The organism is Collimonas fungivorans Ter331, assembly GCF_000221045.1.
Classification (GTDB): domain Bacteria; phylum Pseudomonadota; class Gammaproteobacteria; order Burkholderiales; family Burkholderiaceae_D; genus Collimonas; species Collimonas fungivorans_A.
Map to the genome: position 1 here is coordinate 3,118,978 of NC_015856.1, position 14,120 is coordinate 3,133,097.

The window sequence follows — 14,120 nt, forward strand, 5'->3', positions numbered from 1 at the left end:
ATCACGCCAATGCTTCCTTGGCGGCTTGTTCCGGCGTCAGGCCGTCATAAAACTGGTCGGTAAACCATTCCACCTGTTCTTCGATATGTTCTTGCGCCTGTTCCAGGGTCGCGCCGCCGGCCACCAGGAAACCTTCGACTTCAATGCACCAGTTGATCAGCGCCAGTGTTTCCGGGTCCAGCTCTTCATTCTTCTTTGCCATCATTTTTTCCTGTATTAACGTCATTTCATGGCAGTCTAGCAATACACCCGAGACATGCGCCCGGGCCGCCAGCCTGCGCCGCCGGTATTCTACCTGCCTCCGCACCAATCGGGACAAGAGTGCCGAACGAGCGCTCATGATGCGGCATGGCTCCACGTGCCCTGGATCCGGATCTCGCTCTTCACCGAGCGCGCCAGGAAACACTCTTCGTGCGCCTTGTGGTGCAGCTGCCGGAGCGCGTCGTCGTCGGGGATCCTGGCGCCGGAAAAGGCCACGGCCGGCGCCAGCTCGACCAGCGCTATCCAGCTTTTGCCATCCTCTCCCCGCTGCATGTGACCGGTGGCGTGGTCAACATAATGGTCGACCAGGTAACCGGCGCCGCGCGCGATATCGAGGAACCACAGCATGTGGCAACTGGACAAGGAAGCTACAAATGCTTCTTCCGGATCGACATTGGCGGGGTTCGATAACGGCACCCGGACCACGTGCGGCGAACTGGACGCCGGCACTATTGCGCCGCCGTCGAATTGCCACTGGTGGGCGCGGCTGTAACGGTTATCGGCGAATACGGCATCCGCGCGTTCCCACTCGATAGTGGCGACATGAATCGACATGGCATTTCCTTTAGGCTGGTACGGAAAGATTTCTGCGCGGACGTGATAGTAGCAAAATTATCGGCCTTGGCCTGGACCGGCCGGCCTCAATCGTCGTCGCGCTTCCTGAACGCCAGCCAGCCGGCAACCGCGGTGAAGGTGGCGACGATGCCGGCGATGATCCAGAAGCCTTGCGGGTCCTGTCCCAGCGGGATGCCGCCCACGTTCATGCCCAGCAGGCCGGCGATGATATTGATCGGCAATGCCAGCACCGTGACGATGGTCAGCACGAACAGGCTGCGGTTATTGCCCTCGTTGACACGCGCGGCGATTTCTTCCTGCAGCAGCTTGATGCGTTCCTGCAGCGTGGCGATCTCGTGCAGCACCATCGAAAACTCTTCCGTGGCATGCCGCAATTCCTGCGAATCGATCTCGGCCACCCAGTTCGGCGGCCGCTGCAGCAAGCGGAACAAGGCCGCCGGTTCCGGCGCCAGCAGGCGCTGCAGGCGCACCAGCACGCGCCTCAGTTCGCCCAGGTTGGCGCGTTTCTGGTTCTGCTTGCCGGCCAGCAGGTTATCTTCTATGCCGTCGACCCGCTGGATGGCGTCGCGCACGATCTTCGACAGCACGTCGGCCTGGTCGCGCAGCAAATGGGTCAGCAGTTCGACTGAAGAACGGATCGGCTCGCCGCTCTTGACCGCGTTGCGCAAGCGGTCGACCGCCTTCAGCGGCTTGAGCCGTGCGCTGATCACGACCTGCCGGTCGACGTTCAGGAAAAGCGTGGAAATATCCGCCGGATCGAATGAAAAATCGTGCAGCACGTCGTTAACCACCGCGATCAGCATATTGTCGACCAGTTCGATACGGGTCGAGCGCTGTCCTTCGTGCAATGTCTCGTAGAATTCATCGCCGAGCTCGGCGTGTTTCTTCAGCCACTTCTCGCTGGCGGTGTTGGCCAGGTTGAAGTGCAGCCAGATGAACTGGCCCGGATGCTGGCCGCGCGCAGCCAGCCACTCCTCCGCCTGCTTCGATTCAATGGCCTGCCCTTGCGTGTCCTTGTCGAATAAATATCCGCATACCAGGCCGGTCTGATCCGAGCCGTAAGGCAGTGTCACCGTCTGCATCGCTTCCCCCATCAACCCAAACGCACAGTTTAGCGCAGGCTGCCGGTGGCTCGCAGGCATTCTAATAAATTCCGGGAATCAGCCGCGATGTACGGGAGCGGTAAGCTTCATAAGCGGCGCCAAACTGGCTGTGCAGCAGCGCCTCTTCGGCGCGCATGCGGGCCAGCAGCGGCGGGATCATGAGCAGCGTGAGCAGCACGCCGAGGCCGGAACGGAATACCAGGGACCAGCCCAGCGAATTTACCAGCAAGCCCAGGTAACTGGGATGGCGGATGACGCCATAGATGCCGTCGGTGACCAGCTCATGCCCCGGCTGGATCGCCACCAGGCCGCTGAAACGGCGACCGAGAATGAAGACCGGCCCCAGCCTCAGCGCGCCGCCGGCGATGAACAGGACCACGCCAGCCCAGCGCAGCGCGTCGCCGCCGAAGGTCCAGAAGCCGATGCGGTCGGAATAGGCCGGCAAGTAGGCTTGCAGCAGCCCGATCAGTCCGACGGTAGGGATGATCCAGCGGTTGCCGCGGTCCTCGCGCTCGCCGGAACTCAGGTTGGCGCCGGTGAAAAGCGCCGCGCCGGCCATGACGATCAATGCGGCGGCAGTGACGGACAGCGCCGGCCGCGAGAAAAAGGCGGAAAATCCGCCCTCGCCTAGAATCGCGAGCCAAAGGTAGGCCAGGCTCGCCGCTATGGTGAAGATCGCCAGTCTGGGTGTGAGCTGCATGAGCGCCTCCCTGATTTGAACCTTCTTTATTATAGCCAGCCGCAGCCTTGTCCGAGGGCGTCAGCCTAGTTGTAGATCGGCAGCGCCAGGAACAGCTTGATGACGATCGCATTGGCGATATCGATGAAAAATGCGCTCACCATCGGCACCACCAGGAACGCCAGGTGCGATGGCCCGAAACGGTCGGTCACCGCCTGCATGTTGGCGATCGCGGTCGGCGTCGCACCCAGGCCGAAACCGCAATGGCCGGCCGCCAGCACCGCCGCGTCATAGTTCTTGCCCATCAAGCGGAATGTCACGAAAATCGCATAGGCAGCCATCGCTACTGCCTGCACCGTCAGGATCAGCAGCACCGGCAGCGCCAGCGAAGCCAGGTCCCACAAGCGCAGGCTCATCAGCGCCATCGCTAGGAACAGGGACAAGCTGACGTTGCCCAAGACCTGGATGGCGCGCTCGAAAATCTTGTAGCCGACCAGCAGCGATAAACCGTTGCTCAATATGACGCCGACAAACAGCACGCAGACAAACGTCGGCAATTCAAACGCGCTGCCATTGAGCTGGTTGGCAATCATGGTGCCGGCGGAAAGGCTGACCGCGATCAGGGCCAGCGCCTCGATGAATGCCTGCGGCGTGATCAGCTGCACCGCTTTCGGCTGTTCGAAACTCAGCGGCACGCTGTCATCGCTGGTTTTGCCGGTCTCGGCAGACGGCAACTTGACGCGCTTGACCAGGAACTTGGCCACCGGACCGCCGATCAGGCCGCCCAGGATCAGGCCGAATGTTGCGCAGGCTATGGCAATCTCGGTGGCCGCCGCCAGGCCGTGGCGCTCGGAAAATACGCGGCCCCAGGCGGCGCCGGTGCCGTGGCCGCCCGACAAAGAAATCGAAGCGCCCAGCAAGCCGATCAAGGGATCGAGGCCCATGAGTTTCGCCATGCCGATGCCGATGGCGTCCTGCAACACCAGCAGCCCCAGCACCACGCCCAGGAACAGGACCAGGGTGCGGCCGCCGGCTTTCAGGCTGGCGAGATTGGCGTTCAGGCCGATGGTGGCGAAAAATGCCAGCATCAGCGGCCCTTGCAGGCTGCTGTCGAACTGTACCTGGACGCTGGAAAAGCTGCGCAGCCCGAACATCAGCAAAGCGACCAGCAAGCCGCCTATCACCGGCTCGGGAATGCTGTAGGCCTTCAACAGCGAGGAAGACGCCACCAGCTTGCGTCCAAGCAGCAGCACCAGCGATGCCGCTACCAGGGTTTCCAAGGTATCCAGTCTAATCATCTGTTTCCTCTCATCGTTTGATCAAATGCCAACACAAAGCCGATGTACCGAAATGGTTGTCGTGCGTAATTGTGCACTAAATTGTTACCTGATCGTTGCCTGGACAATGTTAATTATGAATGTTTTTATTGTAGGAAAAAACCGACAAATATTGCCAATTCCAGAATTTTTATCTAACAATCTTTAACAAACTATTGTTTTTTTTGAAAATCAAATTAACATACGAACAATTGGTAAAAAATTAAGCAAATCGATGCTCTAGAACCCGGAACAAGACCCGGTCGCGGTAGTGTTGCGACGCGTAATTTTGGAAGGCAAGTACAGTGAGAACCAAGGATCTTAGTACATTACAGACGATTTTCTGTGTCATCGCTCTCGCCCCTGGCATCTGGTATTTCTTCTGCGACGGCATCGAGGTGCTGGCAAGGCAGAATACACGCGCCATCGACAGGAACGTGGCGTTCCAGACCGTTGCCCAGTATCACATCGCCAAACGCAGCGGACTGGCAAGGGTCGCCTGTGCCCAGGCGGCTGCGGCATCGACTTCGTTTCTGCGGGCGAACGATGAAAAAGACTATGAACAGTGGAAAAACACCGAGAGGTCGGACTGCAAGATCGCCGGTATAGAAATGGCGTCCAATTAGCACGAAAGCCAGGATGTGCGGTTTCGGCTATAACCGCTTGTTAATGTGAAATCGGCCTCGATGCCGCCCCCCAGACTAGCGCCGCCGCCGTCGTTAAGCGATACAGTCTTGCCCCCTCCTCCCAAGTCGCGCCGTTGATCAGCGGTCCTGCGGTTCTGGCTCATGCAGCCAAGTCCGCCTGCGTATGCAGCAGGCCGGATGAACGAATGCAGTGCTGGCCGGGGTTGCAGTGGGTTCCGGTGAGGTTTCCGGTGTGATGGGCGTTTCTGGCATTGTGATTGTGACCGGCAGCGTGCCGGGACATGCAGGTGCGGCTGGCATCACTGCCGGCGCGGGTGCGGCGGGCGTAGCGCTTGTACCGCCAACGCTTGTCACCGGCGGCAGGTCGCCGCCGTTGCCGCACCTCGCCAGCAGCAGGGCTCCCAGGCTGGAAATAAAATGATGGCGCGATATGGCTTCGATATATTGTTCGAGACCGGCTCCTTTATCCGCTTCTGGTTTATTTACAGGTTTTACTTTTCAACGACATATCCTTCTTGCACCATGAACCACTTGAGAAAGTGCCGTCGGGTTATTTGACGCAGAGGGTACGAGAAGTTGACCGGGCACTCGTCAAGAGTGCATGAATCCGCTCTTTGGCCGATCCCGGCGACTTCCCGCGGAGATCAGATAGTTGCAAAGCCATTCATAATGCACCTGAATTTCGGCAAGCATGCCGGCATATTGGTTTTCAATATCGCGAAGCAACTGGCAAGCCCTTTCGCGCATGGAATTTTCCATGTCGCCATGCTTTTCCAGCGCGTCGACAATGGCGTCGGCAACCCTGTCGTAGAACTGCAATTGATGCTGATCGCCGCAAATGCTCTCCCACTCTTCGCGAAATATCGTATCAAAAGTCAAGCTCTCGATAAATCGCGCGGCGCTGGTAGTTTCGTCCAGGTTGAAAGAACGCAGTATTTGCGCTATCAACAGGGCATCGTCATCTGAAATTTTCTCCGCCATGTCAGCTCTCCTTTAATATCGACTCTATCGATAGATCCTCGGTACTTATAGTGAGCAATGCAAAAAGCGATTCCAATCAGGGAATCCTGAAATTTGGGTAAGCATTTCCTTCATACCAGGGGCAGCGCACCAACTTCCCATTCCCAAAAACAACAACATTAGCGACAGTTGCCCCCTATCAACTCTCACGATCGGCCGCCCCACAGTTCGCGTAGGGAATTCCTGACAAGCCGCTTCCTGGATCCCACGCAAATATCAAGATCCCCTGATACCGCAATTCCCGTGTATTGCCTACTCTTGTCGCAAGTCGCCGATAAAAAAAGAGATGCCTCGCAAGGCTCCATTCATGCAGCAAACCAGGGTCCAATGATCCGGCGCATCTTCAAGAGGAAATACCATGCCGCATTCGCCATTAAGAAATATTCCGGGATTCGCGTTGATTTGCAACAATCGGCACGGTGTCCATGATGCGTAAGACAACCTTCATTTCTGTCAAATATCTGGCTCAAAAAGAACTTCTGCGTTACGAACTCTTGATGCAGATAGCCGATGAAAAGACAGTGTTCCGCTGGATTTCGTCCGATCTCAAATTTGCCTCGGTAGTGCTGCTGGATCCCGCCATCTTCAAATCCCGTGAGGCGCTGCCGGCAAGCTGCATCTGCATCTGGATTTCCGACTCCGCCGTTCCCGCGGCCAAAAAACACGACATGATCTTGCCGCTCAGCTTTCGCCTGCCGGACCTGATCAGCGTGCTGGACCGGGCGGCCTTGCGCATACTGGACATGAAGACTGAGCAGATCTGTCCCGGCGACGTAACCGATCCTTTTTATCACAGAACTTACCGAATCTCGAAATGGACCCAGCTGGAGCACAGTCTTTCAGCTATCCGGTTTCAGAAAATCCTTGCAATCATGACCAAGCAATCCATCAACTGGCATTGGCTGCTTGCATACGGCGGGCTGACAGAGCGTGATGCTTATCTGTTTCTTGATGAACTAAGAAAGAGGAATGTGCTTATCGAAAGAATGAAATTGCCGGTCTCCCATGAAACTTCGCGCGTGACGTATGCAGACCAAAAGGAAAGCGGCGTCGGAATGTTTGTAAAGAAAATCAATCAATGGCTGGGCCGGAGCCGTTTGCAAGAACTGGAGAGAACGCCATAGTGTGCATACTTAGAATCGTCCTGCTGGGACCGATGGGCATAGGAAAAACGACGGCAATCCGCTCCTTGTGCGGCGACCTGATGGTCGATTGCGACGTTCCCAACATGGATCCTGCTTCGTCAGAAAAAACAAGTACGACCGTGGGGGCAGACTTCGGCGTCGTCGACCTGGATGGCGGCGAGCAGCTGCATATCTACGGCAGCCCGGGACAGGACCGTTTCGATTTCATGCGCGGCTGGCTGCTCTCCATGGCAATCGGCGTGGTCGTCATGATCGACGCCAACGAAGCGGATGCCGTGCGGACGACGGAACGCTATCTGCAGACCGTCTTTGAAATTTCCGAAACCATGCCATGCATGCTGCTGCTGGCGCGCCCGATCAGTCCTGAGGCAAGCAACCGCTTCGCGTCGGAGCTGACCGCAGCGCTCGGTATCGCCGTACCCATGATCACCGTGGACGTACGCGAAAAATCGCAGATGCTGGACGCCCTGGATATATTTTCTTCGTTGCTGATAACAATATGACTTCACATAAAGCAAATTTCGCCCCTGCATCGCTGGCAGCCCATCATGTATTCAATCAGCTCGGCTTGTCCCAGCACGGCATATCCACGGTGGTCATGACCACGCTTGACGGACAGGAAATCGCTATCTACGATCCGGGGCAGAAATTCAATGCCATCCGCCTCTCGGCAATGACCAGTTCGCTGATTGCCATCGCGCGTTCAGTCGGCAAGGAAGTGGACTTCGACGGCTGCGATCGCCTGATGCTTGAAACCCCGGCGGGGAAAATCATTTTCCGGCCGGTCGGCAATCAATATCCCTATCTGCTGTGCGTGGTGGTCAACCGCGACGCCATCCTGGGTCACACGATATGGACGGTCGACAAGATCGTCAGCAATTTCATCCAGCGGATAAGCATGGATCAATAATTAGTTTCACCCATCACCGAAGTTGGTCGGCCGGCGGTGATGTTTCTGTTTCATCCAACGCCGCTATTCATATAAACAGGGAAAAAACATGAGTAACATCAATGTCATCGTTGACACATTACTGAAAATCGACGGCGCGCAGGCAGCTGCAGTCGTCGATAGCAACAGCGGGATGGTTCTGGGATCCGGCGGTACCGGCGTCGATCTCGAGCTGGCGGCAGCCGGCAATACAGAGGTAGTGCGCGCCAAGATGAAAACCATAAAAAGCCTTGGCCTGAACGACGTTATCGAAGATATCCTGATTACCCTCGGCAAGCAATACCACATCCTGCGCCCGATAGAGAAGTACGAAGGCCTGTTCATCTATGTGGTGCTCGACAAAAACAAAGCCAACCTGGCGCTGGCGCGCCGCAAAGTACTGGAAGTAGAACAAGCGCTCGAGATATAACTACGTCTGGCAGGCGGACAATGATCCCAAGGTCAGGACGTAACGAAAACGTCCTCGCCTCGGGTGAAATTCCTCAGTCGTTGATTTTATCGGTAGGGTAAAGAATCGCATCCCGCAGCAGGTATCCCATCGGCATGTTCATGCTCTTGCCGCGCGGCGGAATCGGACTCATGAACCATTTGCTATAGATCTTCCGAAAATCGCCGTCATTCTGCATATTCGCCATTTGCCGGTCAACCGCTGCCTTGAACTCCGCATCGTCTTTGGTCAGCATGATAGCGTAGGGTTCTACCGAGAGCGGATCGCCGACGATCGCGAATTCTTCGGGATGCATCATATTCGCGCGAAGGCCGTACAGGATAACGTCGTCCATCACGAACGCAGCGACCTGCCCCTTTTCCAGCATGCTGAACGATTCGGCGTGATCGGTTCCGTCAACCAGGTTCAGGGCTAGCACTCTCACCTTGTTTCTGTCGTTTAATAACTTGACAGTAGTGGTCCCCTTGGTTGTCACGACTTCTTTTCCGCGCAAATTTGCCCAGTTCTTGATGCCCGAATCCGTGCGCACCGCCATCCGTACGCCGGCAAAGAAATGCGGGACGGTAAACGCCACCTGCTTGCGGCGCTCGGCGTTATTGGTGGTGGTGCCGCATTCCAGGTCAGCCTGGCCGCTTGCAATGGCATTTATGCGAGTGGAAGGCGTCACAGCCATATATGCCACTTTCAACTGCGGCAGTTTCAATTCCTGCCGTATGCCTTCGATGATTTTCGAGCATAGGTCGATGGTAAAGCCAATCGGCTTCTTGTCCGCATCAAGGTATGAGAACGGCGCCGTGGTTTCCCGATAGGCGACCGTGACAGTCTGGGTATCTCGGATCTTGGCCATGGTGGCGCCGGCGATCGCCTCCGGGGAAAACAGCAAGGAACTTAGCAACATCGTTCCAAAAAGAGAATATCCCGCCCGCAGAAAACCGTCAGTGTGCATTGAATCGCCTCGTTGTGAGAAAAGAAGAATGCGAAATCCTGGAAAACGCATTTGGCAGCCATTGCGCCGCCATCAGGATAATCAGAGCTTGGCTGAAGGTATATCGGGAGATCCTGATCTTGATGTAGGGATAAAAGCCCCTGGAATCCAGCGCCTAGGCTATCTCGCAGCGCTGTCAGTTTGTCGCGAAAAAAATTCCCGGCCCCTGTCGATGGCGAGGGCGCCGTAAATAAAAAAAGCAACTAGCCCGATGCCGCATAAACCACTCAACAAAGTCAGGTCAGGGCTCCACGTTTCTCGGTCCAGGCGAAACACGATAAGAGCCGCTAGTGTGGCTCCCATCAATATACCCAGGACGCTTCCCACCGCCAAATCGCTCACTCTCAGATGACTATTTTGCGACCGTATGAATTGCCAAATATCGTTGAACCTGAACGTTACCATCTCATCCTCACCTGTAGATTTTCGTTTTCTTCCTGCACTGCTCTTGTCCTTCTCTTGCCCTTCTACTCGGACGCGCCGTTCTGTTCCGGACCGATATGGAATTCCAGGTCCTGGTACGAATTTACATCCGCCCCCGCCAACCTGGCCGGCATGAAAGACGTATGGCGCAACATCGTTTCGATTCGCTCCAGCGCTTGCTGGTCATCGTCAAGGGCTTGCAATTTATCGATAGCGGTCACCACGCCGCTGGCGTCGATATATAGGCGCACGCGGATCGGCACCCCTGAGACCGCAACGCCTGCCAGCAAATCCGGATCCGGCGCGCTGAATGGCAAGGCGCCCTTGTCTACTTCCTGCGGTCCGTAGAATATCGGAGCCTGTGGCACGGATGCAGGTGTTTCGATCGCATTGCGCTGCTGAGGCGGTCTAGCGGACTGGGTTTCATCCAATAGCGATTTCCTTGCAATTGATGGCGGCGCACCTGCGGCGACGGGAGAGACCATCGCAATAAGCTGCACCTCGATGCCTTTCTCCTGCCCCGTAGCGGCGAGCGCCGACGATAATCCGGCCAGATTGCTCTGATGCCACCAAAGCATCATTAGCGACATGTGGAACGCTATCGATGCCGCAACGCCAAGCAAGCGATGCATATCGCTTACGCCACGCGAATCTGCCGCGCGCGGCCAGTCTCGAGAAGGTATTGCGGAAAACATCAATTCTCAACTGGAATCTGACGCCAGTTCAAGCGATTAAAAGGGTTGTTCAAGGAGGCAGCTGGATCGTTAAGTTTGCTCTTGCCGTCAGTATTGCTCGTCACCACTTTGACTTTTCCATTCACATTTGCAAAATAGATGCCATTGTTCAGTCCCGCCGTAGTGACGAATGGCTGGTCGGAATATTGCGATTTCCCGGTACCGTAGCTGACGGCATAATTATCATTGCTTCCCGAGGGAGTGCAAACATCGCCATCCGGCAGATTGGCGGCAAACGACACGATGCCGCCGTTTGTGGCTGCTTGCGATGTCACGCGCTGGGCAATATGATTGGCGTTCTGGCCCAAATCGATATACCAGCCGGACGGTTTTTGTGGGGTTGCTCCAATGCCATTTATCACATTCGTATCGTTATTCAGGTTGGCGCGGGTAATTGGATATTTTCCGACAACGGTCGGCAAACTCGCGCTGGTATCGAAATGGCTCCCGGTGCCATCATTGATAGCGTAAAAAGTTTGTTGTTGGCTACTCTTGATATCGCTATCCGCCAACAACTTGCCGGTACCGATCAGCACGTAACGTTTCAATGAATTCTTATCAACCTCAATCAATGGCCGGGTAGTGACAGGCTGTACCGCAGCGGTGCTCGACGAATCCGTCAGCAACGCGATTTGCGTCGGCGCATCGTAAGCTGTGCCGGTAGTTTTGGTTAAATCCAGGCGCCAGACGTTGCCCAGCAAATCACCTGCATACACGGCGTCGGCCGTGTAATCGGTATAGTCGCCAATATAGGCGGTTGCTTGAGCCAAGCCAGCCGACGCGCTGACGCTGCCGGCGCCAGTCGGAATCGGCGGCTCCAGCAATTTTCCGTTGCTAGGATTGACAATATAAAAATAGCCTTTACCGTCAGCATTGTTGTAACCTGAAGTCAGGATTACCACCCAGCCGTACTTGGCGGTCTTCACCACTACCGGAGGGCCGTAGCTGTAGCCCATCGTTGCATCGGTAAACTCCCACAAGACCGCTTTGGCGAGATTGGTTTCATCGCTCAGCGTGTCGGGATTGGTCACATCGAGCGCGTAATAACCCTTGCCGCCCTTGCCCAGACCGCCGATCAGCAGCGAGCGCCAGTCGGCAGAACTGTTTGCGGCGCCAGCCCTGCCAAAATCGACGTCGGTCACCAGCGGCGTTGCATCCACAAAAAAGTGATGGATATAGGTGGCGCTGGTCAGCGACGCCAGGCCGTTCACTGCGGGAGTGGCGGTCGGTCCCTGATACAAGAAGCTGGGCACATAGGCGAACAATTCCTTACCGCCGCTTAAGCCGCCGTCAAACGCATGCAGCATGCCGTCATTGGCGCCAACGTACACCACCGTGCTGCGGTTTTTCTGGGCATTGACGAAGCTGCTATAGCCCGGATTGTTGGAATCGGCATAAGGCTTATCCGGCGCGCCCACCGGATAAGCCTTCGAAGTAACGATATCGCCCAGCAGATACGCGCGCTGGCGGAATGGATTGCCTTCCTTGCTGCGGTCGCCGCGCAGGAAATTGACGACGTCGGTGGTGGTCACGCCGGCTACCGCCAGGGCTGCAGCATTGCCTGCGTTGCCGATATTGGCGGCGCGGAACGGCACCCCTTTGCCACCGTCGCTGGTGGCAATGAACCGCTGCGTATCCCAGCCGTTGCCGTTGCCGTTGCCGTTGCCGTTGCCGCCGGCCGCTTGCTTCTCCAGCAGCAGACGGGCATTCCATGCGGCTGCCGTGGCGACTGCCTGGCCGGTGCTAGCATCGAACTGCAAGGCGCTGGCAATCACGTCGCCCGACCAGTTCGCTGAGAAATATTGGGTGCTGTAGCTGACGGTGCCGTCGGTAACGGCCACCGGCGAAGCTACCGCCAGAGCAGAAGAAAACTGCGATGCCGAGTTGATGTTTTTAAAGGCATCCGTCAGCGACGACACCATCAAGCTAGCCTTACCGGCGTCATAATAATTATCTGGCCGTAAATTGCGGTTGCGGTCCGTATCTCCGGTCTTGTTCCAGCTTGATTGTGCCAGCGCGGCGGTATTGCCATAGGTGCTGTAGCCATCAGGAACGGTGAAGCCGCCGTATTTGGCGGCAAGCCAGTATTGATTGTTTGGCCTCTCTATATTACGTTCCATGACATCCAGCCAGTAAGTGGTAGCCGTAGTCTGAAACGATTTGGAGGTTACCTGTTTGCCATTTGCATCGAGAACAGTTTTAGTAAAATCGTTGGGCCGCAAATCGCTGGTATGGGCCGCGTAGGCGAGACCGGCAATGAAATAACTGCCCCCGTCGCCGCAACACCATGTCGGATGCTGCTCGCCAAGATTGCCCAGCCCTTCCAGTGCGCCGACCTTGTTGGTCGCCAAGCGGACATCGATCGCAGAACTTGTGGTTCCTGACACCGGCACATCCGCCGTTACGCTGGTCGGCATAGCTGGCTCCGCCCAGGAAGCGATTTTGCTACCGGGAAGATTGGAGTCGGCATGGGTGTTTTCGTCGCCGATACCGATAATGAAATTCCTTTGGCATGCATACTGGACAGGATCATCCCAGTTGGTAATTACCGGAAAACCGTCAGCCATGGTGGCATCCAAGCCGTTGGTGTATTCAGGAACGTTACCTGCATGCCTGAGATAACGAATCGCCGCGTAATACAATTCGCTAACCGGATCCGCAACCTTGTAGATCTGGCTGGCAAGGCCGAATTTATTCAAGTAATTGATGACGCCGCTATTGGCTATAGTGCTGCCAGTGGCTTTTCCGGTGGCTGCAGCATCAGCGCTGTCGGGATTATCCACAAAGATGCCGGTAGCAGGATCCCATTCCTTTTGCCAGTTATCGAGACTGGTAGATCCCGGCACCGGCGTCTTGGGACCAACAGATTTCATCCTGGTTCGCAGCACGCCGCCATCGCGCCAGAGATTCGAATCATTCAGATAAGAGAACGCTGCAAAGCGTAATTTATCCGCATTGTTTTGAATCAGACCGGTCGGCTTGTATATATTTTCGCCATATCGAGTGCAGTTGGCTTCCAGCGATACCGCCTTTGGATCGCAGACCTTGACCAACACCGGTATATCGAAAGTAGCGTCGTCAGTCGTGCTTGAGGCCGGGATGTTCTTTGCGCCCGCCGTATATGCGGTGGCGACGAAAGTCCCGAACGTACCGGGAGTGTCGTCGATGCTGATGGTGGTGCTGTCATATCTGTTCGAGATCCGCATCGAAGTGCCAAAACCATACACGCGCACATAAATATTCCTCCATTTTTTCCCGCTAAATGGCGTCGCACCTCTTATCATCTCAGCATCTCTGATAATTGCCTGGACAGGAAAGTTTTCTTCCCGACCTTGAGTAGTCGGCATATACGCTTTTTGCAATACCGTGGTAGTCGTGGTGTCTATCGCGCGATAGCCGCCGGTCAACGCCCAGCGAAAGGGGTCGATGGTCGAGGTAGTCGCCCAGTTCAGGAAATTGCCGCTCCATTGCCCTGAACAGACGTGATTCGCGGCGGCTTTGCTTGCCGCAAAGTAGCCTGCGGTATTGTCGTAATCGTAGCATTTGCCTGGATCGAAATAGCCGATGAACGTCGAGTCTGAGGAGTACGGGTCGGTATGCGCACGGCTTGTCGCCGTGGGATATTCAACCGACAAGGCCAACAGTACATTCGAGGGCACATTGATGTTGCTAAACATAGGCGTGTCGTTCAGCGCGATTTGCGCATGCGCCGCGCCAGCGGTACCCAGCACCAATACCCCAAGCAAATGGATCAAACGGTGCGGTGCCTTGAGCGTCTCGGGGATTCGATTCATGTACTGATGCTCCTGTTTATGCCGAATAGGTAAAAATGCG

General features: G+C 56.0%; 14 protein-coding genes. 5 read left to right on the forward strand and 9 right to left on the reverse strand.

From position 1 onward, the window contains the following. Window position 1 precedes the first annotated feature (1 nt). The 5 genes from CFU_RS13545 to gltS all read right to left on the reverse strand — a co-directional run bounded on the left by CFU_RS13545 (window position 2) and on the right by gltS (window position 3,917). A complete protein-coding gene (locus tag CFU_RS13545) occupies window positions 2-202 on the reverse strand; it encodes a hypothetical protein (RefSeq protein ID WP_041742042.1) in 201 nt (66 codons plus the stop codon). 134 nt (window positions 203-336) lie between these two features. Next, complete coding sequence (locus tag CFU_RS13550; protein WP_014006609.1) at window positions 337-816, reverse strand: OsmC family protein; 480 nt, start codon at window positions 814-816, stop codon at window positions 337-339. Window positions 817-902: 86 nt separating this feature from the next. Beyond that, window positions 903-1,919, reverse strand: coding sequence for a transporter (locus CFU_RS13555; protein WP_041743469.1), 1,017 nt, complete (start codon window positions 1,917-1,919; stop codon window positions 903-905). A 61-nt stretch (window positions 1,920-1,980) separates the two neighbouring features. Next, the gene (locus CFU_RS13560; protein WP_014006611.1) at window positions 1,981-2,640 is read right to left on the reverse strand and encodes a methyltransferase family protein; all 660 of its coding nucleotides are present in this window, start codon (window positions 2,638-2,640) and stop codon (window positions 1,981-1,983) included. A gap of 65 nt (window positions 2,641-2,705) precedes the next feature. Next, a complete protein-coding gene (gltS, locus tag CFU_RS13565) occupies window positions 2,706-3,917 on the reverse strand; it encodes a sodium/glutamate symporter (RefSeq protein WP_014006612.1) in 1,212 nt (403 codons plus the stop codon). A 323-nt stretch (window positions 3,918-4,240) separates the two neighbouring features. Here gltS and CFU_RS13570 point away from each other — a divergent pair, with 323 nt between their 5' ends. Beyond that, entirely contained in the window at window positions 4,241-4,561 is a 321-nt protein-coding gene (locus CFU_RS13570) for a hypothetical protein (RefSeq protein ID WP_014006613.1), read from the forward strand. 612 nt (window positions 4,562-5,173) lie between these two features. Here the strand turns inward: CFU_RS13570 and CFU_RS13575 are convergent. Further along, window positions 5,174-5,563, reverse strand: a complete 390-nt coding sequence (locus CFU_RS13575) for a hypothetical protein (RefSeq protein WP_014006614.1) — start codon at window positions 5,561-5,563, stop codon at window positions 5,174-5,176. Window positions 5,564-6,027: 464 nt separating this feature from the next. Between CFU_RS13575 and CFU_RS13580 the strand changes: the two genes are divergently transcribed. The 4 genes from CFU_RS13580 to CFU_RS13595 all read left to right on the forward strand — a co-directional run bounded on the left by CFU_RS13580 (window position 6,028) and on the right by CFU_RS13595 (window position 8,105). Further along, complete coding sequence (locus CFU_RS13580) at window positions 6,028-6,726, forward strand: hypothetical protein (protein ID WP_041742043.1); 699 nt, start codon at window positions 6,028-6,030, stop codon at window positions 6,724-6,726. Next, window positions 6,726-7,250 carry a GTP-binding protein gene (locus tag CFU_RS13585; protein WP_238531309.1) on the forward strand — a complete coding sequence of 175 codons (525 nt, stop codon included), beginning with the start codon at window positions 6,726-6,728 and terminating at the stop codon, window positions 7,248-7,250. Before CFU_RS13580 ends, CFU_RS13585 begins: the two co-directional genes overlap by 1 nt. Beyond that, window positions 7,247-7,657, forward strand: a complete 411-nt coding sequence (locus tag CFU_RS23350; RefSeq protein WP_014006617.1) for a roadblock/LC7 domain-containing protein — start codon at window positions 7,247-7,249, stop codon at window positions 7,655-7,657. Before CFU_RS13585 ends, CFU_RS23350 begins: the two co-directional genes overlap by 4 nt. Before the next feature lie 88 nt (window positions 7,658-7,745). Next, window positions 7,746-8,105, forward strand: coding sequence for a hypothetical protein (locus tag CFU_RS13595; protein WP_014006618.1), 360 nt, complete (start codon window positions 7,746-7,748; stop codon window positions 8,103-8,105). A gap of 73 nt (window positions 8,106-8,178) precedes the next feature. Here the strand turns inward: CFU_RS13595 and CFU_RS13600 are convergent, their stop codons facing one another. The 3 genes from CFU_RS13600 to CFU_RS13615 form a co-directional block, all read right to left on the reverse strand. Further along, a complete protein-coding gene (locus tag CFU_RS13600) occupies window positions 8,179-9,090 on the reverse strand; it encodes an amino acid ABC transporter substrate-binding protein (protein WP_014006619.1) in 912 nt (303 codons plus the stop codon). A gap of 506 nt (window positions 9,091-9,596) precedes the next feature. Further along, entirely contained in the window at window positions 9,597-10,247 is a 651-nt protein-coding gene (locus CFU_RS24510; RefSeq protein WP_148264839.1) for a hypothetical protein, read from the reverse strand. Next, window positions 10,247-14,080: a pilus assembly protein gene (locus tag CFU_RS13615; RefSeq protein ID WP_014006621.1), complete on the reverse strand. Its 3,834-nt coding sequence runs from the start codon at window positions 14,078-14,080 to the stop codon at window positions 10,247-10,249. Before CFU_RS13615 ends, CFU_RS24510 begins: the two co-directional genes overlap by 1 nt. Window positions 14,081-14,120 lie beyond the last annotated feature (40 nt).

What these genes read in the sequence shown, in the direction of transcription:
- CFU_RS13615 (WP_014006621.1), bottom strand. Translation starts at nt 14,080, where the DNA reads ATGAATCGAATCCCCGAGACGCTCAAGGCACCGCACCGTTTGATCCAT.
- CFU_RS13560 (WP_014006611.1), bottom strand. Translation starts at nt 2,640, where the DNA reads ATGCAGCTCACACCCAGACTGGCGATCTTCACCATAGCGGCGAGCCTG.
- gltS (WP_014006612.1), bottom strand. Translation starts at nt 3,917, where the DNA reads ATGATTAGACTGGATACCTTGGAAACCCTGGTAGCGGCATCGCTGGTG.
- CFU_RS13555 (WP_041743469.1), bottom strand. Translation starts at nt 1,919, where the DNA reads ATGCAGACGGTGACACTGCCTTACGGCTCGGATCAGACCGGCCTGGTA.
- CFU_RS13550 (WP_014006609.1), bottom strand. Translation starts at nt 816, where the DNA reads ATGTCGATTCATGTCGCCACTATCGAGTGGGAACGCGCGGATGCCGTA.
- CFU_RS13575 (WP_014006614.1), bottom strand. Translation starts at nt 5,563, where the DNA reads ATGGCGGAGAAAATTTCAGATGACGATGCCCTGTTGATAGCGCAAATA.
- CFU_RS24510 (WP_148264839.1), bottom strand. Translation starts at nt 10,247, where the DNA reads ATGTTTTCCGCAATACCTTCTCGAGACTGGCCGCGCGCGGCAGATTCG.
- CFU_RS13600 (WP_014006619.1), bottom strand. Translation starts at nt 9,090, where the DNA reads ATGCACACTGACGGTTTTCTGCGGGCGGGATATTCTCTTTTTGGAACG.
- CFU_RS13595 (WP_014006618.1), top strand. Translation starts at nt 7,746, where the DNA reads ATGAGTAACATCAATGTCATCGTTGACACATTACTGAAAATCGACGGC.
- CFU_RS13580 (WP_041742043.1), top strand. Translation starts at nt 6,028, where the DNA reads ATGATGCGTAAGACAACCTTCATTTCTGTCAAATATCTGGCTCAAAAA.
- CFU_RS23350 (WP_014006617.1), top strand. Translation starts at nt 7,247, where the DNA reads ATGACTTCACATAAAGCAAATTTCGCCCCTGCATCGCTGGCAGCCCAT.
- CFU_RS13545 (WP_041742042.1), bottom strand. Translation starts at nt 202, where the DNA reads ATGGCAAAGAAGAATGAAGAGCTGGACCCGGAAACACTGGCGCTGATC.